The sequence below is a fragment of the Aeromonas sp. FDAARGOS 1407 genome, from assembly GCF_019048725.1.
In the GTDB taxonomy this organism is placed as follows: Bacteria; Pseudomonadota; Gammaproteobacteria; order Enterobacterales; family Aeromonadaceae; genus Aeromonas; species Aeromonas enteropelogenes.
Window position 1 is genome coordinate 4,240,577 of record NZ_CP077399.1, and the last position, 23,586, is coordinate 4,264,162.

The 23,586-nt window shown below is 59.7% G+C and carries 20 protein-coding genes; 16 read left to right on the forward strand and 4 right to left on the reverse strand.

The window, feature by feature from the left end; genetic code table 11:
• Positions 1-93: 93 nt before the first annotated feature.
• The 3 genes from rfbB to I6L37_RS19820 form a co-directional block, all read right to left on the reverse strand.
• A complete protein-coding gene (gene rfbB / locus I6L37_RS19810) occupies positions 94-1,164 on the reverse strand; it encodes a dTDP-glucose 4,6-dehydratase (RefSeq protein ID WP_216992767.1) in 1,071 nt (356 codons plus the stop codon).
• A 606-nt stretch (positions 1,165-1,770) separates the two neighbouring features.
• Positions 1,771-4,920 carry an efflux RND transporter permease subunit gene (locus I6L37_RS19815; RefSeq protein ID WP_216992768.1) on the reverse strand — a complete coding sequence of 1,050 codons (3,150 nt, stop codon included), beginning with the start codon at positions 4,918-4,920 and terminating at the stop codon, positions 1,771-1,773.
• Positions 4,921-4,937: 17 nt separating this feature from the next.
• On the reverse strand, positions 4,938-6,119 hold the full coding sequence (locus I6L37_RS19820) for an efflux RND transporter periplasmic adaptor subunit (RefSeq protein WP_042024877.1): 1,182 nt from the start codon (positions 6,117-6,119) through the stop codon (positions 4,938-4,940).
• Between the two features lie 140 nt (positions 6,120-6,259).
• Between I6L37_RS19820 and I6L37_RS19825 the strand changes: the two genes are divergently transcribed.
• The 6 genes from I6L37_RS19825 to I6L37_RS19850 all read left to right on the forward strand — a co-directional run bounded on the left by I6L37_RS19825 (position 6,260) and on the right by I6L37_RS19850 (position 10,090).
• Entirely contained in the window at positions 6,260-6,901 is a 642-nt protein-coding gene (locus I6L37_RS19825) for a TetR family transcriptional regulator (protein ID WP_216992769.1), read from the forward strand.
• Positions 6,902-7,025: 124 nt separating this feature from the next.
• Entirely contained in the window at positions 7,026-7,505 is a 480-nt protein-coding gene (locus I6L37_RS19830) for a bifunctional 2-polyprenyl-6-hydroxyphenol methylase/3-demethylubiquinol 3-O-methyltransferase UbiG (protein ID WP_216994219.1), read from the forward strand.
• A 191-nt stretch (positions 7,506-7,696) separates the two neighbouring features.
• Positions 7,697-8,878, forward strand: coding sequence for a dicarboxylate/amino acid:cation symporter (locus I6L37_RS19835; protein ID WP_216992770.1), 1,182 nt, complete (start codon positions 7,697-7,699; stop codon positions 8,876-8,878).
• 186 nt (positions 8,879-9,064) lie between these two features.
• On the forward strand, positions 9,065-9,385 hold the full coding sequence (locus tag I6L37_RS19840) for a DUF134 domain-containing protein (protein ID WP_216992771.1): 321 nt from the start codon (positions 9,065-9,067) through the stop codon (positions 9,383-9,385).
• Positions 9,375-9,923 carry a NifB/NifX family molybdenum-iron cluster-binding protein gene (locus tag I6L37_RS19845; protein WP_216992772.1) on the forward strand — a complete coding sequence of 183 codons (549 nt, stop codon included), beginning with the start codon at positions 9,375-9,377 and terminating at the stop codon, positions 9,921-9,923. The genes I6L37_RS19840 and I6L37_RS19845 overlap by 11 nt, the downstream gene beginning before the upstream one ends.
• Positions 9,905-10,090: a hypothetical protein gene (locus I6L37_RS19850; protein ID WP_026457974.1), complete on the forward strand. Its 186-nt coding sequence runs from the start codon at positions 9,905-9,907 to the stop codon at positions 10,088-10,090. Before I6L37_RS19845 ends, I6L37_RS19850 begins: the two co-directional genes overlap by 19 nt.
• A 79-nt stretch (positions 10,091-10,169) precedes the next feature.
• On the opposite strand, the gene I6L37_RS19855 is transcribed toward I6L37_RS19850, so the two are convergent.
• The gene (locus tag I6L37_RS19855) at positions 10,170-11,294 is read right to left on the reverse strand and encodes an HD domain-containing phosphohydrolase (protein ID WP_216992773.1); all 1,125 of its coding nucleotides are present in this window, start codon (positions 11,292-11,294) and stop codon (positions 10,170-10,172) included.
• 244 nt (positions 11,295-11,538) lie between these two features.
• On the opposite strand from I6L37_RS19855, the gene rimO reads away from it, so the two are divergent.
• The 10 genes from rimO to purB all read left to right on the forward strand — a co-directional run bounded on the left by rimO (position 11,539) and on the right by purB (position 23,557).
• Entirely contained in the window at positions 11,539-12,867 is a 1,329-nt protein-coding gene (gene rimO / locus I6L37_RS19860; protein ID WP_042072122.1) for a 30S ribosomal protein S12 methylthiotransferase RimO, read from the forward strand.
• A 666-nt stretch (positions 12,868-13,533) separates the two neighbouring features.
• The gene (locus I6L37_RS19865; protein ID WP_216992774.1) at positions 13,534-15,441 is read left to right on the forward strand and encodes a fructose-specific PTS transporter subunit EIIC; all 1,908 of its coding nucleotides are present in this window, start codon (positions 13,534-13,536) and stop codon (positions 15,439-15,441) included.
• A gap of 459 nt (positions 15,442-15,900) precedes the next feature.
• On the forward strand, positions 15,901-17,307 hold the full coding sequence (uhpT, locus tag I6L37_RS19870; RefSeq protein WP_124238625.1) for a hexose-6-phosphate:phosphate antiporter: 1,407 nt from the start codon (positions 15,901-15,903) through the stop codon (positions 17,305-17,307).
• A 231-nt stretch (positions 17,308-17,538) separates the two neighbouring features.
• Positions 17,539-17,844 (forward strand): PTS fructose transporter subunit IIB, encoded by a 306-nt coding sequence (locus I6L37_RS19875; RefSeq protein ID WP_216992775.1) that lies wholly within the window; start codon positions 17,539-17,541, stop codon positions 17,842-17,844.
• Positions 17,844-18,611: a PTS sugar transporter subunit IIA gene (locus I6L37_RS19880; protein WP_216992776.1), complete on the forward strand. Its 768-nt coding sequence runs from the start codon at positions 17,844-17,846 to the stop codon at positions 18,609-18,611. The genes I6L37_RS19875 and I6L37_RS19880 overlap by 1 nt, the downstream gene beginning before the upstream one ends.
• Before the next feature lie 76 nt (positions 18,612-18,687).
• Complete coding sequence (gene rluE, locus I6L37_RS19885) at positions 18,688-19,524, forward strand: 23S rRNA pseudouridine(2457) synthase RluE (protein ID WP_216992777.1); 837 nt, start codon at positions 18,688-18,690, stop codon at positions 19,522-19,524.
• Between the two features lie 26 nt (positions 19,525-19,550).
• Positions 19,551-20,018 carry an NUDIX hydrolase gene (locus tag I6L37_RS19890; protein ID WP_042024848.1) on the forward strand — a complete coding sequence of 156 codons (468 nt, stop codon included), beginning with the start codon at positions 19,551-19,553 and terminating at the stop codon, positions 20,016-20,018.
• 157 nt (positions 20,019-20,175) lie between these two features.
• On the forward strand, positions 20,176-21,282 hold the full coding sequence (mnmA, locus tag I6L37_RS19895) for a tRNA 2-thiouridine(34) synthase MnmA (protein ID WP_026455795.1): 1,107 nt from the start codon (positions 20,176-20,178) through the stop codon (positions 21,280-21,282).
• A gap of 171 nt (positions 21,283-21,453) precedes the next feature.
• Complete coding sequence (gene hflD / locus I6L37_RS19900) at positions 21,454-22,065, forward strand: high frequency lysogenization protein HflD (RefSeq protein ID WP_026455796.1); 612 nt, start codon at positions 21,454-21,456, stop codon at positions 22,063-22,065.
• Positions 22,066-22,186: 121 nt separating this feature from the next.
• Positions 22,187-23,557, forward strand: a complete 1,371-nt coding sequence (purB, locus tag I6L37_RS19905) for an adenylosuccinate lyase (RefSeq protein WP_216992778.1) — start codon at positions 22,187-22,189, stop codon at positions 23,555-23,557.
• Positions 23,558-23,586 lie beyond the last annotated feature (29 nt).

Sequence of the window (23,586 nt, forward strand, 5' to 3'; positions counted from 1 at the left end):
TTTAATGCAATGTTTTTGTAGTTTTAATTTAATCCTTAAAACCCCAATTTTTAAAATGACTATTGATTAGAGCATTGATGAACTAAGCAATAATCACTTTTTATTCACACTTGTTGATACACACCCGTTTTGGACCATTTTGACCCACTGCTGGTTATCCAGATACCACTGCACGGTTTTGCGAATGCCCGACTCGAAAGTTTCTTGCGGCTGCCAAGCGAGCTCACGGCTCATCTTGGTCGCATCGATGGCATAACGGCGATCGTGGCCAGGGCGATCCGCCACATAGGTGATTTGATCGCGATAAGAGCCCGCTTTGGGCACCATCTCGTCCAGCAGATCACATACGGTATGCACCACATCAAGATTCTGCTTCTCGTTGTGGCCACCGATGTTGTAGGTCTCCCCGACCAAGCCCGTGGTCACCACCTTGTAGAGCGCGCGCGCGTGATCTTCTACATAAAGCCAATCACGAATTTGGTCGCCCTTACCATAGACCGGCAGCGGCTTGCCATCCAGCGCGTTGAGAATGACCAGCGGGATCAGCTTCTCGGGGAAATGGTACGGGCCGTAGTTGTTGGAGCAGTTGGTGACGATAGTTGGCAGGCCATAAGTACGGCACCAGGCACGCACCAGATGGTCGCTGGAGGCCTTGGAGGCAGAATAGGGGCTGCTGGGGGCGTAAGGGGTGGTTTCGGTAAAGAGTAGCAATGGCTCACCAGCAGCCACTTCATCCGGATGGGGCAGGTCGCCATACACCTCATCGGTGGAGATATGGTGGAAGCGGAAGGCCGCCTTGCGCGGATCAGGAAGGCTGTTCCAATAGGCGCGAGCTGCTTCCAGCAACATATAGGTGCCGACAATATTGGTCTCGATAAAGTCAGCAGGGCCGGTGATGGAGCGGTCAACATGGCTCTCGGCGGCCAGATGCATCACCGCATCCGGCTGGTGCAGGGCAAACACCCGATCCAGCTCGGCGCGATTGCAGATGTCCACTTGCTCAAACGCATAACGCTCGCTTGACGATACATCAGCCAACGATTCCAGATTGCCAGCATAGGTGAGTTTATCAAGATTGATAACGGCATCCTGAGTATCACGGATGATATGGCGCACAACGGCAGACCCGATAAAGCCTGCGCCACCGGTGATGAGAATTTTCATAGATGTGGTATCTCTTGCGAGGAATTGGACGAAAAAAGCGGACTGAATCAAACCGAAGGTATCCATGCGGCGTAATAAACACTCAATTTTGGATTAATATATCCACAGCAGGCGATACTCGCCAGCAACTCATTTCATTGTATTTATTACAAAAAATGATGGCTACCGCCCCTGAGTTACAGCCCCCAGTTTGCTGCTTTTAACCAGATTGTGTCTGCTGTTGGTCATCGTGTCCTCCAGCATCTCTTGTTGTACTGACTGTCGGTACGCTCCCCCCTCGAGTATGTGCAAGAGGATTCTCATGAGGAATGTAATATCCCCAACAGTCTCAGCCCGATTGGAGTCCGGATTCTATCCCGTTTCAGACCAAACTGAACAGTAAAAACTACTCACTATGAGGGCTTTCAATAAGGATTCGATAGAGAACACGCTCAATTGAACAAACTTGACGCACATGCCACAAACAACTGCGATTGATAACCAATTGATACCTTAATCAGAGCAAAAAACAGGGCAACCCTGAGGTTGCCCTGTTGAAAGACCAATTAAACCTGACAGTTATGGTGATTTATTAGCCACCTGTCAGTTCAAACCAACTAGCATCCATCAGTCATGTTTCGTCTCACCCACCGCAGCCAAACGCGCCTCTTTTGAAGAATGTTTGGTGAAGTAGCGCATCACCAGCACGAAGAACAACGGCACGAAGAAGATGGCCAGGACAGTAGCACTGATCATCCCCCCCATCACGCCGGTTCCGATGGCGTTACGGCTGCTTGCGCCGGCACCGGTACTGATCACCAGTGGCAATACGCCGAGGATGAAGGCAAGAGAGGTCATCAGGATGGGGCGCAGACGCAGACGTGCCGCCTCCACCACCGCCTCACCAAGCCCCATCCCCTTGTCATAAAGCTCCTTGGCGAACTCGACGATCAGGATGGCATTCTTGGCCGACAGGCCGATGGTAGTGAGCAGGCCCACCTGGAAGTAGACGTCGTTCTCCAGCCCGCGCAGGGTCGCCGCCAGAATGGCACCCAGTACCCCGAGCGGCACCACCAGCATCACCGAGAACGGAATGCTCCAGCTCTCATAGAGGGCCGCGAGACAGAGGAACACCACCAGCAGGGAGATGGCATAGAGCGCAGGGGCCTGCGAACCAGCCTGGCGCTCCTGGAAGGAGAGCCCGGTCCACTCGATACCCACCCCTTCCGGCAGCTGTTTCACCATCTGTTCGATAGCCGCCATGGCATCACCGGTACTCTTGCCGGGCGCTGCTTCACCGACGATCTCCATGGCCGGCACACCGTTGTAACGCTCGAGGCGCGGCGAGCCAAAGCTCCACTCCGTCGTGGCAAAGGCGGAGAAAGGCACCATCTGGCCGGCGCTGTTGCGCACATACCACAGCTTGAGATCTTCCGGATTCATCCTGAAGGGGGCATCGGCCTGCATGTAGACCTTCTTGATCCGACCGCGATCCACAAAGTCGTTCACATAGGAAGAGCCCCAGGCCGTCGACAGGGCGCTGTTGATATCCGAAATGGAGAGCCCCTGCGCCAATGCCTTCTCATAGTCGAGCTTGATATCGAGCTGGGGAGTATCCTCCATCCCGTTCGGGCGTACCCGCACCAGGTTCGGATCTTGCGCCGCCATGCCGAGCAGCTGATTACGCGCCGCCATCAGCTTCTCGTGGCCCAGTCCCGCACGATCTTGCAGATAGAAGTCAAAACCGGTGGCCGTTCCGAGCTCCGGGATCGACGGCAGGTTGAAGGCAAAAACTTGCGCCTCCTTGATGCTGAACAGATACCCCATGGCGCGGCCAATGATGGCATTGGCGCTGCGATCCGGGCTCTCCCGCTCACTCCAGTCCTTGAGCTTGATAAAGGCCATGCCGGCGTTCTGACCGCTACCGGCGAAGCTGAAACCCGCCACCGTCAGCACCGACTCCACATTGTCCTTCTCGTTCTCGAGGAAATAATCGCGCATCTGGGCCAGCACCACCTCGGTACGCTGCTTGGTCGCACCGACCGGCAGTTGCACCATGGACATGACGACCCCCTGATCCTCCTCAGGCAGGAAGGAGGTGGGCATCCGCATAAACAGCACACCCAGCACCACCAGCATGGCGCCATAGATGAGGCTGTAGCGTACGCCCTGCTTGATCACTTTGCGTACCCCGTTCTGATAGCGGCTGGCACTGGCATCAAAGGCCCGGTTGAACCAGCCGAAGAAGCCGCGCTGGGCCGCAAACTCGCCATGTTTCAGCGGCTTGAGCAGGGTGGCACACAGAGCTGGCGTCAGGATCAGGGCCACCAGCACCGAGAGCACCATGGCCGAAACGATGGTGAGCGAGAACTGGCGATAGATGGCACCGGTCGACCCGCCGAAGAATGCCATGGGCACGAACACCGCCGACAGCACCAGAGCAATCCCCACCAGGGCGCCGGTGATCTGATCCATCGACTTGCGAGTCGCCTCAAGCGGTGAGAGATCCTCCTCGCTCATCAGGCGTTCCACGTTCTCCACCACCACGATGGCGTCATCTACCAAGAGGCCGATGGCCAGCACCATGCCGAACATGGTCAGGGTGTTGATGGAGAAACCGAAGGCTGCCATCACGCCGAAGGTACCGAGCAGCACCACGGGCACAGCAATAGTCGGGATCAGGGTGGCGCGGAAGTTCTGCAGGAACAGGTACATGACGCAGAACACCAGGATGATCGCTTCGATCAGGGTCTGCACCACCTCCTCGATGGAGATCTTCACAAACGGCGTGGTGTCGTAGGGATAGACGATCTCCATGTTGGCCGGGAAGTACTCGGAGAGCTCATCCAGTTTGGCCTGCACCTTCTCGGCGGTATCCAGCGCGTTGGCACCGGTCGCCAGCTTGATGGCGATGGCGGCGGTCGGCTGACCGTTGTAGAGCGCATCGGCATCATAGCTCTCACCCGCCAACTCGACCCGTGCCACATCTTTCAGACGAACCTTGGAGCCATCCTGATTCACCCGCAGCAGAATATTGTTGAACTGCTCGGGGGTTGAAAGGCGGGTCTGCCCCATGATGGTGGCGGTGAACTGCTGATCCTTGACCGCAGGGGTGCCTCCCAGCTGGCCAAAGGCCACCTGGGCGTTTTGCGCCTTGATGGCGGCCTGCACGTCACCCGGGGTCATCTGTACCCGGTTGAGCTTGTGCGGGTCGAGCCAGACTCGCATGGAGTATTGGCTACCGAACAGGGTGATCTCGCCCACACCATCCAGACGGCTCAGGGGCTCCTTGATGTTGGAGACCACATAATCCGCCAGGTCGTCGTTGTTCATGCTGCCATCGCTGGAGATGAACGCCGCCACCATCCAGAAGCTGCTGGAGGTCTTCTGGACCCGGATCCCCTGCTGCTGCACCTCTTGTGGCAACAGTGACATCGCCTGTTGCAACTTGTTTTGCACCTGCACCTGGGCGATATCGGGATCGGTACCCGGCTGGAACGTCAGGGTCACCGACACCCGGCCGGCGGAGTCAGACTGGGAGGACATGTAGAGCAGGTGATCCAGCCCTGTCATGTTCTGTTCGATGATCTGGGTCACCGAATCTTCCACCGTCTTGGCGGAAGCGCCGGGGTAGCTGGCGGAGATGCTCACCGCCGGTGGCGCTATGCTCGGGTACTGGGCCACCGGCAACTTGATGATGGCCAGGCTGCCCGCCAGCATGATCACCAACGCAATCACCCAGGCAAAAATGGGTCTGTCTATAAAAAATCGAGCCATGAAGTGACTACTCCATCCTACTTGTTGGCCGGAGTCTGGGCGGCAGACACAGTGGCCGCCTGCTCAGTCGGGTTGACCTCGGCACCCGGACGCACTTTCTGCAGACCGGCGACGATCACCTTCTCGCCTGATTTGAGGCCGGACTCCACCACCCAGTTACTGCCGACGACCCGGCTCAGCTGGACATTGCGCAGCTCGACCTTGTTGTCGGCTGTTACCACCAGCACGGTCGCGCCGCCATTGGGGGTACGGCTGACGGCAGTCTGCGGCACCAGCAGCCCCTGAGCCCGCTCACCCTCCTGCAAGGTGGCGCGCATGAACATGCCTGGCAGCAGCAACTGGTGAGGATTGGGCACTATAACCCTCAGGGTCACCATGCCGGTGCTCTCGTCCACGGTCACATCGGAGAACTGCAGTGAACCTGCTTCCCCGTAACTGGAGCCATCCTCCAGCTGGAAATTTACCCGTGCTCCCTTCTGCTCGTCCTGGGTCAGCTTGCCCTCGGCCACCAGCCGCTTGAGGCGCAGCAGATCGGCGGTGGACTGGCGCACGTCCACATACATGGGGTCGAGCTGCTGGATGGTGGTCAGTGCACTGGCCTGCTGGGCAGTCACCAGGGCCCCTTCGGTCACTGCGGACTTGCCGATGCGGCCGCTGATGGGCGCCGTGATCCGGGTGTAGCCCAGATTGATCTCGGCGGTGCGCAGGGCTGCCTTGCTCGCCATGATCTCGGCCTGGGCCTGCTTCCAGCTGGCATCGGCATCATCGTAATCCTGACGGCTGATGGACTTGACCTTGAGCAGTTCCTGATAACGTTTGGCCTTGAGGCGGGCGCTGCGCTCATTGGCCTCGGCCTTGGCCAGGTTGGCCTTGGCGCTGGCGACTTCCGCCTGGTAGATGGCCGGATCGATCTGATAAAGCAGATCGCCCGCCTTCACGTCGCTTCCTTCGGTAAAGAGACGCTTGAGCAGTATACCGCTCACCTGGGGGCGAACTTCGGCGATGCGCAGCGCTGCGCTGCGGCCGGTCAATTCTGTGGTCAGTTGCAGCGGCCCGCTTTGCAGCGTGACGACATCGACCGCAGCCGGAGGCATGCCCCCCTGCCCTTGCGGCATCCCGTCCTTGTCACCACAACCTGCCAGCAGGCCCGTTGCCAGCAAGGCAAGGCCCACCGAACGAGCAAGAATATGTTTATGCATGAAACACCTTAATCTCAGCCAGTCAATGAACAGGCAGGGCCAGACGGCCCCGTTGGAAAAAAATCGGAAGATGAGGCAATATACATACATTCATAAATGTATGTAAGTGGCTTTTTGCTTATATCGAGGTGCATCACCCCATGGCCAGACGAACCAAAGAAGAGGCGCAGCAGACCCGTTGCCATATCATGAAGACCGCACTGGCGCTCTTCTGTGCCCAGGGATTGGCCAGAACCAGCCTGACCGATATCGCCAAGGCCGCCGGGCTGACTCGCGGTGCCATCTACTGGCACTTCAAGAACAAGGAAGAGCTTTTCTTCTCACTGTGGAAAGAGCTGTGCGAGCAGCTCTCCCACCAACTTGATGCCTGCATCTCCGAGCAGGAGCCCGACCCCCTGGGCAAACTGCGAACTTTTCTCAAAGGGGTCCTTGTCCGTATCACCACGGATCCGGCTCACCAACAGATGTTCACCATACTGTTCAATCTGGAATCGCTCGATGGCGAGACGCTCTCTTTGCGCGAACACATCCGCAGCGAGTCGGGCAACTTCTTTCAGGATCTGGAGACGGCCCTCACCAATGCCATCCGCAAGGGGCAATTGCCGGCGACCCTGGATCTGAAGCGGGCCGCCACTCTGGTGCACTGCACCCTGGATGGCTACATAGTCAACTGGCTGCACTTTCCGGCCAGAATTGACCTTATAAAGGAAGCGGACTTCCTGCTCGACAGTATCTTCGCCATGTTGCAGCTGGTTGACGGCCCGGCCAGCACCCGCCCATAACCTTCCCCTGACGCCACAACCTTTGGCTGGTCACAGCCAAGTTTGCTAGAGTATGCCCCCCTTTGTTGGAGGTCCCTCAGTGTCACACCCCGTCAGCCCCTTGTCGGCGCCATATTCTGCCCAAATGCAGACGGTGTGCGCCCACTTTCTCGCCGCCCTGCCCAAACAGGCTCACCTGCTCAACGCCAATTGCGGCAGCGGCGAAGATCTGGCGCATTTTCGCCAACTGGGCCATGTGGTGACCGCCTGCGAGCCCAGACTGGTACAAGCCAAGCTCGCCTCGCAACAAATCGGACAAGCGGTACGCGTCTGTCATATCGAGCAGATACATTCTGTGCTGCCCTATGACGGCATCTGGATCAGTGGCCAGTTTGGCTACCATGTTTCCACCCTTACCACCCAATTGCAGCGATTGGCAAGCCTGCTCAAACCGGGGGCTCTGCTGTGCATCCGTTTGCCACAAGATGCCCTGACTCACACCAGGGGGCTGGTGCAGATGGCCATTCAGCAAGCAGGCCTGCCGCTTCGGGATCTGCCCTTCTCTGCTGACGGGCAGCAGGCTGCCACCCTCTGTCTGCAGCGGATCCTGCAACCCATGCCCTAACGGATTAATTCATCACACATTTCCGGCAACCGAGTCCAAAGCGTTCCGCTCGGCATCTGGAACCGTTGGCAATATTTAACTCGGTAATTGGATGGCAATGGCAGACATAGCACGGAATCTATGTTAAAAACCGAGATTAATATCAAAATTAAATAACAAATCAGACAATACACATTCAGGCGGATTTGCTTATGAAACTTGTCCTCAAACTCATTGCTGGCATCCTTGCCGGTCTCTTGCTCGGTCTTTATGCCCCTGAGTGGGTGGCACGCGTGCTGTTCACGGCCAAGACAGTCATTGGCCAGCTGATCACCTTCACCATCCCGCTCATCATCCTGTTCTTCATCATGAGCGGCATCGCCAGCCTGCCGAAAAACTCCGGCAAGTTGCTGGGCAAGACGGTTGCCCTCTCCTACGGCTCCACCATACTCGCGGGTCTGTTCGCCTTCACCGTGGCCAGCCACCTGATCCCGCAGCTGACCAACGCCGCCGAGCCTACGGCAGAAACCGCTACCGAGCTCGCCTCCTACCTCAATCTGGAGATCCCGCCATTTTTCGGGGTGATGTCCGCTCTAGTCGCCGCCTTTGTGTTCGGCATCGGTATCAGTGCTACCCAGGCCACCGACCTGCGTAAAGTAGTCGATCAGGGCCGAGACATCATCGACCGCCTGCTGGCCAAGGTGATCATCCCGCTGCTGCCCATCTACATCGCCGGTGTTTTCGCCGAAATGACCGTAGTCGGCACTGTGTTCGCCACCCTGAAGACCTTTGGCGTGGTGCTGGTGATGGCCATCCTGATGCACTGGATCTGGCTCTCCGTACTCTTCATCGGTACCGGTCTGGCCCTTGGCCGCTCACCGCTCACCCTCATCAAGAACATGCTGCCCGCCTACTTCACAGCCCTGGGCACCATGTCCAGCGCGGCCACCATCCCGGTCGCCCTGCGCTCAAGCAAGAACAACGGGGTGAGCGAGGGGATCGCCAACTTCACCGTACCTCTGTGCGCCACCATTCACCTGAGCGGCTCCACCATCACCCTGGTGACCTGCGCCACCGCCGTGATGTTCCTCTCCGAGCATCTGGCGATCCCGGGCTATGGCACCATGCTGCCTTTCATCATGATGCTGGGGGTGATCATGATCGCCGCACCGGGCGCACCGGGGGGGGCCGTGATGTCGGCTCTGGGCCTGCTCACCTCCATGCTCGGCTTTAGTGAGGCCTCCGTCGCCCTGATGATCGCCCTTTATTTGGCGCAAGACAGCTTCGGTACCGCCTGCAACGTGACCGGCGATGGCGTCATTGCCCTGTGGGCCGACCGTTTCGCCAATGGCAATGAAGCCACCGGGGTGACTCGCCAATCTGAAGCCGCGTAAGCAAGCGGCGAAAATCCCGACATGCCCCCACGGGCCCAAACTTCGGTTTGGGCCCGTGTTGTTTCTCCCTCTTCATGCATCTCTCTTCCCTCTTCGCAAAGACGTCATCCATGACGCAATCCGACAAAATAATTGGCATATGCCAATTACAGGCGTATAAATGGCATATGCCAATTAGGAGCCGTCATGCCAAGACCCAAGATTGCCCGCCAGATCTGTGGCCGCCCCGCCAACAGCTGCTTCAAACCCAATGGCCGCCCCATGCACCAGCTGGAGCAAGTCGCCCTGGCTGCCGATGAATTCGAGGCCCTGCGACTGGTCGACCTGCAGGGAATGCAGCAACAGGAGGCCGCGCAGGTGATGGGCGTCTCCCGCCAGACCCTGGCCAATATCCTGAAAAAAGGCCGTTACAAGGTGGTGGAATGTCTGAGCCTGGGCAAGGCGCTGATGATGCAGCCTGCCGAACCCGACCACGAAACCAGTGGAGAAGATCGTGATGAACCATGAAACAACCCCCGGCAACAGTGCCATCATGCTGAGCCAGGGCCTGCTGGCCGGCCATTTCAGCCGTGCCGAACAGTTGCAAATCCTGGGCCCTGATGGAGCCGTACTGACTACGCTGGCCAATCCGGCGGCCACGGCCGGATGCGGCGGCAAACAGGCGCTGCTGGCGACGCTGGCCGAGCATGGCGTCGACCAGGTGATAGTACGCAACATCGGCCAACAGATGCTGGGCCGCCTGCTGGCTGCCGGCATCCGGGTCATGCAGTGTCGCTCGGGCCGTTTGCCCCTGCCTGCATTGCTGGCTCCCGCCAACTTGATGCAACTGACAGAGGCAAGTCAGGGCCGCCCGTCACGACACCATCAAGCAGCACCAGCCATCCACGGGATCCGTCCCACCGGTCAACAGCCGGGGGGACACGCCTGCCAGCGAAATAGCGGGGCGGCGCATGGCCATTGCCGCAATACTCAAAACAAGGGCCGGGGAGTTGATCACCCCTGCTGCCACCACAGGGAGGAGAAATCATGTCCATCTGGCTGTTGAGCCTGCTCGCCTCATTTGTCCTTATCGTCGCCATGGGCACCATCATCTGGTGGCGTCAGTACAAACTGGCACAAAAGCGGGGGGATAAAGAGGTACGCCCCTGCGGCTGCTCGAGCGCCTGCGCGGATCACCTGCATCAGATAAGCGAACCGCCGCCCAAACCCTGATGTCCCCAAAGGTTATCGGGCAACCGGCACAGGCCGTATAGAGAAAGGAGAAGGGGGCACCTGACAGTGCCCCCTTTCATCATGCCGGATTGGCCTGCTCTACCGTTTTTCCGAGCGTGAAGGCCGGATCCTGATACTGCTGATGGATGGCAAGAAAGGCCGCTTTGTTATGCAGCGCTGCCGCAACGCAAGCCGGGTCAAACTGACTGCCGGCATACTCTTCCAGATAATGAAAGGCCGTGTCGAAATCCCAGGGATCCTTGTAGGGGCGCCTGCTGGTGAGGGCATCAAACACGTCGGCCACCGTCACTATCCGTGCGGCCAGCGGGATGGCCTCGCCGCTCAGCCCATAGGGATAGCCCGTGCCATCGAAACGCTCATGATGATGGGTGATGATGTGCTTCAACATGTCGATGTGATGAATGCCATCGAGGCCGAACTCCTTGATCATCAGCGCTATCATCTCCTCCCCCTTGAGGGTGTGGGTCTGCATGACAGCAAACTCCTCCGGTGTCAGCTTGCCCGGCTTGAGCAAGATGGCATCGGGCACCGCAATCTTGCCGATGTCGTGCAGCTCCGAAAAGAGATGAATGAACTCCACCTCTTCATCGTTAAGACCATGGCTCGGGGCCAGGGTCCTGGCGATCAGGCGGGCATAGGCCGACATCCGCCGCAAGTGGTTGGCCGTCTCCTCATCCCGATAGCGGCTGAACTCCCGCGCCGTGGTCAGGGCCCCGTTCAGGGTCTGAATTGAGAAAAACTCCACCGCTATGATGGCCGCCAGCATCTGGGCATAAGCTGCCAGCTCGTTGCACAGGGGAACACTGAAATAATCCGGCTCCCTGGCATCGCAGAACAGAAAGCCGAACAGCCTGTCATTGAACAGCAGCGGCTCGGTATAGCTGGAGGCAAACCCCGCCTCCAGCAGCTTGCGGCTGTGCTCCGCAGGGGAGCCTTTTAAGGATGCCAGGGTATGGAGTACGCGGGATTGCTGATGAGTGGCCAAATAATTCAGGGAGGGCACGTCGCTCAACTTGATCTCGTACTGCATCAGGGGAGAAGGACCGTCGGTGCTGTGGCTGAATGTCTTGAGCTGATCCGTATGCTGATCATAGATCGCAATGGCCACCCGGCTCAGCTTGTCAAAACGCTGGCGCAGGGTGGCGTGCATACTCTGCATGCGATCACCAAATGAGTTGTCCATTCCTTCCCCCATCCCTTTATCTGCTGGAAGTATAGTGAATCTACTCTACTCTCCCGGCTCAAATAACATATGGCTCAACAAGATATCTGTGCCACCGGGTCATCACGGGGAACGCGCACCGCGCCGTTATCACCCCGGATGACAGAGATAGTTCCGCTCCAGTGTGTCAGCTGTATAGTTTTTGGTTAGCCATTTAGGTAAAATCCGCGCCCTTGAAGTAAAGCCACCTAAGAGTGATTGAGCGATGTCCAACACAAAACAGGCCCCCAAAGTAGGATTCGTCTCCTTGGGTTGCCCCAAAAACCTGGTCGATTCCGAGCGCATCCTGACCCAGCTGCGTACCGAAGGGTACGACGTGGTGCCCAGCTATGACGATGCCGAGCTGGTCGTCGTCAACACCTGCGGCTTTATCGACAGCGCGGTGCAGGAGTCTCTGGAAGCCATCGGCGAAGCTCTAGCCGAAAACGGCAAGGTGATCGTCACCGGCTGCCTTGGCGCCAAAGAGAACCAGATCCGCGAGATCCACCCCAAGGTGCTCGAGATCACCGGTCCCCACGCCTATGAAGAGGTGCTGGGCCACGTTCACAAATACGTGGAGAAGCCGCAACACAACCCCTTTACCAGCCTGGTGCCGGCCCACGGCGTCAAGCTGACCCCCCGTCACTACGCCTACCTGAAGATTTCCGAAGGCTGCAACCACCGCTGCACCTTCTGCATCATCCCCTCCATGCGTGGGGATCTGGTGAGCCGCCCCATCGGCGAGGTACTGGCCGAGGCCAAGCGCCTGAAAGAGGCCGGCGTGAAGGAGATCCTGGTGATCTCTCAGGACACCTCCGCCTACGGGGTCGACGTAAAACACCGCACCGGCTTCTACGACGGCATGCCGGTCAAGACCAGCATGGTCGCCCTGTGCGAAGAGCTGGCCAAGCTCGATATCTGGGTGCGTCTGCACTATGTCTACCCCTATCCGCACGTGGATGACGTCATCCCCCTGATGCGCGATGGCAAGGTATTGCCCTACCTCGATATCCCGCTGCAGCACGCCAGCCCGCGCATCCTGAAGCTGATGAAGCGCCCCGGCACCGTCGAGCGCACCCTGGAGCGGATCCAGAAGTGGCGCGAGATCTGCCCCGAGATCACCCTGCGTTCCACCTTTATCGTCGGCTTCCCGGGCGAGACCGAGGAAGATTTCCAGATGCTGCTCGACTTTATCGACAAAGCGGAACTGGATCGGGTCGGCTGCTTCAAATACAGCCCGGTGGAAGGGGCCAAGGCCAACGAACTGCCGGATCCCGTGCCCGAAGAGGTACAGGAAGAGCGCTTCCAGCGCTTTATGGAGCTGCAACAGCAGGTCTCCATCCGCAAGCTCGCCCGCAAGGTCGGCCAGGAGATGACCATCATCATCGACGAGGTGGATGAAGAGGGTGCCACCGGCCGCTCCGCCGCCGATGCCCCCGAGATCGACGGTCTGGTCTACCTCAACGGTGAAACCAGCCTCAAGCCCGGCGACATGGTCAAGGTTCGCATCGACGAAGCCGACGAATATGACCTGTGGGCCAGCCTGATCGGCTAACCCCCTCTCACAATAAAAAAGCGCCCGAGGGCGCTTTTTTATTGTCTGCTGTCGGTGGCGATTCATTCGGACATTCGCGTCATCACCTCAATCTTTCCTGCAATCCCCTCTCATATCTCCATTTGCCTGCCCAAACAAGCGGTGCAATTCACTTCGTTCATTGCCCCCTACGACTACGACGCCCATACCTGTGGTTTCACTCACGCGTTGTGGTGAGCTGTCAGGCTCCGACGGCTCAACCCATTTCTCCACCTTTCCCCTATCTTGTTTTCCATTTCACCTCCCCCATCACCTCCATTTATGTGCGTTGGCTCACACCACACCTCTCATTATTACCTCACAAATTTATAGAAAGGCACTATCCATCCCCCAAGTGACAGCACCCACCACGCCTGATACGCGCTGATGATAAAAACAACAATATATTGATTTTTAATCACAAAAATCGTCCTTTCGATTCAATCCAGCCCCATTTTGTCAGCTGCTCTGCGGTGAGATCAGGGTCACACTCAGGCCATAACCGCACAAAAATCCAGTTATTCGCACATTTGTCCGATAGGGTGACTGACTCCCCGGCGCGATAATGGTGGGGTCAAGTTTTGTCTGCATGCCGACCGCACAAGAGCGGCATACCAACAGCTCCATCAAGGAAGCGGGGAGAGCGCCATGATCACCACACTGATCAATGAACATCTGATCAATCTCGATTTGAAAGCGACGCACAAGGAGGGGGTCTTCCACGAGATGGCCGCCCTGCTGGCGGCGCAAGGCAAGGTCAGCGACCAGCAGGCCTTTATCAAGGACTTGTGGGCCCGTGAGGAACTCGGTAACACCGGCTTCGAGGAAGGAGTGGCCCTGCCCCACGCCAAGAGCGCGGCGGTGAGCACCCCGGCGGTGGCCATCGGCATCAGCCGCGCCGGCATCGAGTACGGCGCCGAGGATGGCAAGCCCTCCCACCTCTTTTTCATGATCGCCTCCCCTGACGGGGGCGCCAATCACCATATCGAGGTGCTGGCCGAGCTCTCCGCCAAGCTGATTGAAAAGGGCTTTATCGATGCATTGCTGGCGGCCAAGAGTCCGGCCGAGGCACTGGCGCTGCTGCTTGAGAAAAAAGAGGAGCAAGCCGTCACTACGGCCAGCAGCAAGGGGTTGATCATTGGCGTCACCGGCTGCCCGGCCGGCATCGCTCACACCTATCTGGCGGCAGAATCCCTGGAGCGCGCCGCCAAGGAGCTGGGCTTTGAGGTAAAGGTGGAGACCAACGGCTCCATCGGCGTCAAGAACAGCCCGACTGCGGCCGAAATCGCCCGCGCCAGCGCCATCGTGGTGGCCTGCGACAAGCAGGTGGACATGGCCCGCTTCAATGGCAAGCCGCTCATCAAAACCGGCGTCAAGGCGCCCATCAAGGATGGCAAAGGGCTGATCGAGCAGGCCCTGAAGGCCCCCGCCTTCGTTGCGGACAAGGATGAGCGCAAGAGCGAGGAGAAGAGTGCCGGCGGCAGTTCGGATCTCTACCGCTATCTGATGAATGGCGTCTCCCATATGATCCCGTTTGTAGTCACGGGGGGCTTGCTCATTGCCCTGTCGCTCGCCATCGGCGGCAACCCGACCCCGAGCGGCATGCAGATCCCGGAAGGGAGCATGTGGAACCAGATCCTCAACGTGGGCGTGGCCGCCTTTACCCTGATGATCCCCATTCTGGCCGGCTATATCGCCTACGCCATCGGTGATCGTCCGGCGCTGGCGCCTGGCTTTATCGGCGGCTGGATCGCCAACAACGGCAGCTTCTACGGCGCCGACGCCGGCACCGGTTTTATCGGCGCCATCATAGCGGGCCTCCTGGTCGGTTATCTGGTGCGCTGGATTGCCACCCGCCAGTACCACAAGATGGTGCAGCCGCTGGTGCCGATCCTGATCGCCCCCATCGTCGGATCGCTCTTTATCGCCGCCGTCTTTATCTTCATCATCGGCGCCCCCATCGCCGACATGATGACGGGTCTGAACGCCATGCTGCTCTCCATGAGCGGTGGCAGCCTGGTATTGCTGGGGATTGTGCTCGGTGGCATGGCCGGCTTTGACATGGGTGGCCCGGTCAACAAGGTAGCCTTCCTGTTCTCGGTGGGCATGATCGCCTCCGGCCAGACCCAGTTCATGGGTGCCATGGCCTGCGCCATCCCGGTCGCCCCCCTTGGCATGTCGCTGGCCACCGTGCTCGGTCGCAAGCTAGGCATCTTCGATGCCTCCGAAATCGAAGCGGGCAAGGCCGCCGGTGCCATGGGTCTGGTGGGGATCTCCGAGGGTGCCATCCCGTTTGCCGCCCGCGACCCGCTCGCCGTCATTCCGGCCAACGTACTGGGCAGCATGACCGCCGCCGTGATGGCCTTCCTGTTTGGCATCACCAACAGCGTCGCTCATGGTGGCCCGATCGTGGCCCTGCTGGGTGCAATCAACAAGCCGCTCTTGGCCCTGCTCTGCATGATCTGCGGCGCCATCGTCACCGGCGTGGTGGCGGTTGCCCTGAAAAAACTGCGCATGAAGAAGAGCGACGAGGCCATGCTCGCCAAAGCGGCCTGAGCGCTCCCCCGTCAGTGACCGTCAGTCATAACAAGAGGCCACCCCAGGGTGGCCTCTTTGCGTCAGTGGACAAACGGCTCAAACAAAAATGGTTGCGCCCTCTACTCATCCCGGCCCGCGCAGCTCCGATTGCCCTTGGCGCAATGTGATCCTCTTCACGCTTGATTGCGAAATCGGACAAAACTAGGAAAATTTCCTACCCCTGCTAGGGATGGCTCTCAAGCCATTTATTTCCCCCCTGACTAGAGTCAGCTCACCTGATGTCGTGACCCGCACAGCGCGTGGCGAAAGCCCCGCAGCTCCCGTGCAGGCCCGGGTTCATATGGACAAAGCGGCGGCCGAACGCCTCGCTTGCCACCCCTTTTCATGACGTGACCTCTTCCAACGCTTGAACAACGACCAATAAACAGGCGGGAGGCACGGCGGAAATAGCGTCTATCTCGCAGAGGATGAACGAAGATGTTGAAACTGCTCCAACAGGTCCGGGTGCCCACCCTGGATCTGCCGGTCGAAGCCCGGCGCAAACTCTGGTTCAAGCCGTTTATGCAATCCTATCTGGTTGTATTCATCGGCTATCTGACCATGTATCTGATCCGCAAGAACTTCAACATTGCGCAGAACGACATGATCCAGACCTACGGTCTCTCCATGACCGAGCTTGGCATGATCGGCCTCGGCTTCTCCATCACCTACGGCGTGGGCAAGACCATCCTCTCCTACTATGCCGATGGCAAGAACACCAAGCAGTTCCTGCCGCTGATGCTGATCCTCTCCGCCCTGTGCATGCTGGGCTTCAGTGCCAGCATGGGTGGCACAGGTTTTAGCCTCTACCTGATGATCTTCTTCTACGCCCTGAGCGGCTTCTTCCAGAGCTGTGGCGGCTCCTGCAGCTACTCCACCATCACCAAGTGGACCCCCCGCAACAAGCGCGGCACCTATCTGGGCATGTGGAACCTCTCCCACAACGTGGGTGGCGCCGGTGCGGCCGGTGTGGCGCTGTTTGGTGCCAACTACCTGTTCGATGGCAACGTGCTCGGCATGTTCATCTTCCCCTCCATCATTGCGCTGATCGTCGGCTTCATCGGCCTGCGCTTTGGTAGTGATTCACCGGAAGCCTACGGCCTTGGCAAGGTGGAAGAGCTGTTTGACGAAGCGGCGAGCGAAGAGGACGTCGCCACCGAAGAGCAGAAGCTGACCAAGTGGCAGATCTTCGTCAAGTACGTGCTGATGAACAAGGTGATCTGGCTGCTCTGCTTTGCCAACATCTTCCTCTACGTGGTGCGCATCGGTATCGACCAGTGGTCCACCGTCTATGCCCACCAGGAGCTCGGCTTCTCCAAGGACGTGGCCATCCAGGGCTTTACCTTCTTCGAAGTGGGCGCTCTGGTCGGCACCCTGATGTGGGGTTACCTCTCCGATCTGGCGAACGGTCGCCGTGGTCTGGTGGCCTGCGTGGCGCTGGCGCTCATCATCGCCACCCTGGGGCTCTACCAGCACGCCACCACCCAGTTCATGTTCCTGGGCTCCCTGTTCCTGCTGGGCTTCCTGGTGTTTGGTCCGCAACTGCTGATCGGCGTGGCCGCCGTGGGCTTCGTACCCAAGCAGGGGATCAGTGTGGCCGATGGCGTCAAGGGTACCTTCGCCTACCTCATCGGTGACAGCTTCGCCAAACTGGGTCTGGGCATGATCGCCGACGGTACCCCCATCTTCGGCCTGACCGGCTGGAGCGGCACCTTCGCCGCGCTCGACATGGCCGCAGCCGCCTGTCTGGTGCTGATGGCCTGCGTGGCCATCGCGGAAGAGCGCAAGATCCGCCGCCTCAAGCGCGAGCTGAAAGCCGCCGAGCTGGCGACCCAGTCCGCCTAAGGGACAAAGTTCCTACTCCATACACGCTCTTGTGTCCATCCGGCCCGTCCAGTTGACGGGCCGTTTTTTTATCAGTCTTTGCCATCATCAAATGACCCCGCCCCTGCACACTACGTGTACAGACACAAGGTCAGGTCCCACTCCAGATCCCATTTTCAGCCCCCGCCTTTGGCAAGCGTCCGGAGTTGGCGCTATCTTGTGGCACCCTTTTGCCAACAAAACAGAGAGCTGATGAAGATCGTCGCCGTCACCGCCTGTCCCACCGGCATCGCCCACACCTACATGGCCGCCGAGGCCCTGCAAAAAGCCGCTACCGCCCTTGGTCTCAAGATCAAGGTCGAGACTCAGGGAGCCATGGGGATGGAGAATATGTTGACCGCCCGGGACATCGCCGCCGCCGAACTGGTGCTGATCGCCTCGGACATCGAGATCGAGCAAAAAGAGCGCTTTCTCGGCTGTCGCACCCATCAGGTGCGCCTCGAGACCGTGTTGCTCAATGCCCAGGCCGTGCTCAGGGGGCTGCCGCTGCAGGCCTGATGCTGACCCGCGAGATCACCTTCTACTGCCATCATGGCATGAGCGTCACCCAGGCCAAGCAACTGAGTCGGCTGGCGGGGATGTTCAAATCCTGCATTCGCGGCGCCAATCTCACCCGCCGCCAAACCGTGACGGTGAGCAACCAGCTCTCCCTGCTCACCCTGGCCATCCAGCCCGGGGATCTCTGCCAGTTGCAGATAGAGGGGAACGACGCCGAGCTGGCCCACATGGCCTTTACCTGCTGGTGCGGCGAGCTGGGCCAGCCACTGGTGCGCCCGGCAACCGCCGCCCTGGCCGAGCAGCGCCTGGCTGGCGCCCTGCCCGACTATTTCTTTACCCTGGCCCAGCTTGGCCACTGCCAGACAGGGCTGGACAAGGCCCAGGCCCTCTCGCAGCTTATCGATCTGCTGCCTGCGCAGCTGGTCACCGACAGCGCCGGGCTGGCCGACGAGATTGCCTCGCGTGAACAGATCGCCGCCACCATCATACGCCCGGGGCTGGCCATGCCCCATGTGTTGAGCGCAAGGGTGACCCGGCCCGCGCTGGCCCTACTGGCCAGCAAGGCCCCCATCGAGTGGGGCTCCCGGATAGGGCCGGTGCAGACCCTCATCCTGCTGGCGATCCCCGCCGGTAGCCCGCGCGAGACCCTGCTTCCCCTCACCCGGCTGGCCCGCGCCATGCTGGACGACGTCATCGCCAGCGCCCTGCTCAAAGCAAGTTCAGCCCCTGCCCGCCAAGCCATCGTCGTCGAGAGCCTGCTCGGCTGAAAAGCGCCCCCGTTCATCTCGCCGACAAGCCCCTGTGATACACTCGCTGTCATTGTTTGTTTGACGTGTGTATCCGATGAAATCTGCCCGCTCCCGCCTCTCCCTCTCTGCGCGCCCACCTCGTGACAAGGGGCACCGAGTCTCCTCCGCGCCTCGCAAGCCACAGGTGGCCCCGGCCGATCGCAAGCTGCTGCTGCTGAACAAGCCCTACATGGTGCTCTGTCAGTTCACCGACGAGGCGGGCCGCGAGACCCTCAAGGATTACATCAAAGAGCCCGGCATCTATGCCGCAGGCCGGCTCGACCGCGACAGCGAGGGGCTCTTGCTGCTCACCAATGACGGCAAGCTGCAGGCACGCCTCACCCAGCCGGGGGAGAAGACTCCCAAGACCTACTGGGTGCAGGTGGAAGGAGTGCCGAGCGAAGCGGCACTGAAGGCCCTGCGCGCCGGTGTGGAACTTAACGACGGCATGACCCTGCCCGCCGGGGCGCGCATCATGGATGAGCCCGACGTGTGGCCACGCAATCCGCCCATTCGCGAGCGCAAGGAGATCCCCACCTGCTGGCTCGAGATCAAGATCATCGAGGGGCGCAACCGTCAGGTACGGCGCATGACCGCCCATATCGGCCACCCCACCTTGCGTCTTATCCGCTACGCCATCGGCGACTGGACCCTCGATGATCTGGCACCCGGCGAGAGCCGCAGCCTGCCGGTGCCGGAGCTGGCTCCCCTTAACCCACCGCCCCGTCGCAGCGGCCAGACCGGCAAACCGCATAACCCCCGGGCAGTGCGCCCCGCAGGCAGCAAACCAGGCGGGCAAACTCAAGCTACAAACCCGGCCCCTGCCGGCAACAAGCCTCGCAGCGGTGGCCGGGGCACCGCGCGCCGACCGGCCCGCGGCGGCCAATCCTGAATGAATCAACGAGACAAGGAGTCCCTATGAGCGATCATCCACCGCTGCCCACCCGCCTCACCGTCGCCGCCCTGGTGCACTGGCAGGGCCGTTTTCTGGTGGTAGAAGAGGAGATAAGGGGTCAGCGACGCTTCAACCAGCCTGCCGGCCATGTGGAGCCGGGGGAAAACCTGCTTGAAGCGGCCTGCCGCGAGCTGAAGGAAGAGACCGGGCTCATCGCCAGCCCCACCGCCTGGCTGGGGACCTATCTCTACAAGCCGGCGGACAGCGAGGCCACCTATGTGCGCATCGCAATGGTGTTCGACCTTGAAAAAGCCCCGGGGCAGCACCATCCAGAGGATCCCGACGGCGACGTGCTGGCCTGCCACTGGTTGACACTAGAGGAGCTTGGCGAGTGCAAATCCTCTTTGCGCAGCCCCCTGGTGTGGCAGTGCATCCAGGACTATCTGGCGGGCACCCGCTTGCCCCTCTCTGCGCTCAAGGCCTTTATCTGAGGCCATTTGACGCCGATTGCCGACTCGTGAGGCAATGGAGGGAAAAACGATTTCCTACTGCACGGTTCCTGATGGGAACGGCGGTATGGAGATGTGACCGGGGGCGCAAAACTCTGGTAGAATACGCCCCGTTTAAACGAACTGGTAACTTCGACTAATGACAGACAACAGCCAAATCAAGGTGATCGTCGGCATGTCCGGCGGCGTGGATTCTTCCGTCTCGGCCTACCTGCTCCAGCAGCAGGGCTATCAGGTCGAAGGCTTGTTCATGAAGAACTGGGAAGAAGACGACACGGACGAGTACTGCTCTGCCGCCCAGGATTTGGCTGATGCCAAGGCCGTCTGCGACAAGCTGGGGATCAAACTCCACACCATCAACTTCGCCGCCGAGTACTGGGACAACGTGTTCGAGCACTTCCTGGAAGAGTACAAGGCTGGCCGCACGCCGAACCCCGATATCCTGTGCAACAAGGAGATCAAGTTCAAGGCGTTCCTCGAGTTTGCCGCCGAAGAGCTGGGTGCCACCTACATCGCCACTGGCCACTATGTGCGCCGTGACGACAGCACCGGCCGGCCGCGCCTGCTGCGCGGTCTCGACACCAACAAGGATCAGAGCTACTTCCTCTACACCCTGAGTGAAAAGCAGGTGGGCCAAAGCCTGTTCCCGGTCGGCGATCTGGAGAAGCCGGAGGTGCGCCGCATCGCCGAGCAGCTGGATCTCATTACTGCCAAGAAGAAGGACTCCACCGGTATCTGCTTTATCGGCGAGCGCAAGTTCAAGGACTTCCTGGCCAAGTTCCTGCCTGCCCAGCCCGGTGACATCGAGACCGTGGATGGCAAGGTGATCGGCACCCACCAGGGGCTGATGTACCACACCCTGGGCCAGCGCAAGGGGCTCGGCATCGGTGGCCGCAAGGATGCCACCGAAGAGGCCTGGTACGTGGTGGACAAAGAGGTGGAGCGCAATGTGCTGGTGGTCGCCCAGGGCGAACATCCCCGTCTCTACTCCGACGGCCTCATCGCGAGCCAGCTGCACTGGGTCGATCGCACCCCCATTCGCGAGCCGCGCCGCTGCACCGTCAAGACCCGTTACCGCCAGCAGGATATCCCCTGCCTGATCCAGCCCATCGACGACGAGACCATCCGGGTGATCTTCGACGAGAAGCAGGCAGCGGTCACCCCGGGCCAGTCCGCCGTCTTCTACGACGGGGAAGTGTGCCTGGGCGGTGGCATTATCGAACAACGTTTCAGCCATCCGGTCTAAGGGATGAGACTGCCGTTTCGGGGCAAAGCGCCTGGCGCCAGCGCCCCGAAACCCGTCATCCGGTTGAACAGCACAAATAGAAGGCAGCATACGTGAGCGACAAATTCCAAGGCCGGATCATGGCCTGCTGCGGTATCAGCCAGTGAACGAATGAAATAGGGCCGTGAACTTATGAGCGACAAATTCCAAGACAGAACCATGGCCTTCGCCGGCATCTGCCAGGCCGCCTATCTGGTACAGAAGGTGGCCCGTGACGGTACCTGCGACGAGGCCTCCCTGCGCGAGAGCCTGCAAAGCATCCTGGTTACCGATCCCAAGCAGCCACTGGACGTGTTCGGCAATCACCTGGCCATTCGCGACGGCTACCGCGCCCTGGTCGACCAGCTGGGCGCCGACGGCAGCCAGAAGAACGCCGAGCTGACCCGCTACGTGGTGAGTCTGATTGCGCTGGAGCGCAAGCTGGCCAAGCGCAAGGACATTCTCAATATGCTGGGCGAGCGGATCAGCCAGATTGGCCGTCAGCAACAGCATTTCGATCTGCTCGACGAGCAGATCCTGGCCAACATGGCGAGCATCTACAGCGATCTTATCAGCCCCATCGGGCCGCGCATCCAGGTAGCGGGCACCCCGCTGTTCCTGCAACAGCCGCTGGTGCAGCACAAGGTGCGCGCCCTGCTGCTGGCCGGTATTCGCGCCGTGGTGCTGTGGCGCCAGCTGGGCGGCAGCCGCACCCAGATCATCTTCGCCCGCAAGAAGATGGTCGAACTGGCCAAACGTTACTAATCATCGCTCGCGCCCGGGCAGAGAGGTCGACATCAAGGTGAACAGCCGCACATCAGCCTTGATAACCACTGCAAGCGCGCGAGTGGATTCGAATCCCCCACACACATCAGGAGTTCACCACATGGAGCTGTCAGCGCTGACTGCTGTTTCCCCGATTGACGGTCGTTATGGCGACAAGGCCGATGCCCTGCGTCCCATCTTCTCCGAATTCGGCCTGCTGCGTTTTCGCGTCGAAGTCGAGGTGCGCTGGTTGCAGAAACTGGCCAGCCACGCCGGGATCCCGGAAGTCCCTGCCCTGAGCGCGGCCGCCAGTGCCCTGCTCGACGGTATTGTCAGCAACTTCAACGAAGCCGACGCCGCGCGCATCAAACAGATCGAGCGCACCACCAACCATGATGTGAAAGCGGTGGAGTACTTCCTGAAAGAGAAGGTGGAAGTGAACCCTGAGCTCGCCACCGTCAGCGAGTTCATCCACTTCGCCTGCACCTCCGAAGACATCAACAACAACTCCCACGGCCTGATGTTGAAAACCGCCCGGGAAGAGGTGATCAAGCCTTACTGCGAGAAGCTCATCAGCGAGATCAAGCGTCTGGCCCATGAGTATCGCGATATGCCGCTGCTGTCGCGCACCCACGGTCAGCCGGCCACCCCGAGCACCATGGGCAAGGAGATGGCCAACGTTGCCTACCGTCTGGAGCGCCAGCTCAAGCAGATCATGGCAGTCGAGATCCTTGGCAAGATCAACGGCGCCGTGGGCAACTACAACGCCCACCTCAGCGCCTATCCGGATGTGGACTGGCACCAGTTCTCCGAGGAGTTCGTCACTTCCCTCGGCCTGACCTGGAACCCCTACACCACCCAGATCGAGCCGCACGACTACATCGCCGAGCTGTTCGACGCCATGGCGCGCTTCAACACCATCCTGATCGACTTCGATCGCGATGTGTGGGGCTACATCTCCCTGGGCCACTTCAAGCAGCGTACCATCGCGGGCGAAATCGGCTCCTCCACCATGCCGCACAAGGTCAACCCCATTGACTTCGAGAACTCCGAAGGCAACCTGGGGCTGGCCAACGCCGTGTTCCAACACCTGGCGAGCAAACTGCCCATCTCCCGCTGGCAGCGTGATCTGACCGACTCGACCGTGCTGCGCAATCTGGGCGTGGCGGTGGGCTATTCGCTTATCGCCTATCAGGCGACCCTGAAGGGCATCTCCAAGCTGGAAGCCAACGCGGACGCCATGGCTGCCGATCTGGACGCCAACTGGGAAGTGCTGGCCGAGCCGATCCAGACCGTGATGCGCCGCTACGGCATCGAGAAGCCCTATGAGAAGCTGAAAGAATTGACCCGTGGCCGCCGCGTCGATGCCGAAGGCATGCGTACCTTTATCGACACCCTCGAACTGCCCGAGGCAGTCAAGGTTGAGCTGAAGAAGCTCACTCCGGCCAACTATATCGGCGACGCCCAGCGTCTGGTCGATCTGCTGAAATAAGCTGATAACCAATGAACAGGGGCCCTGTG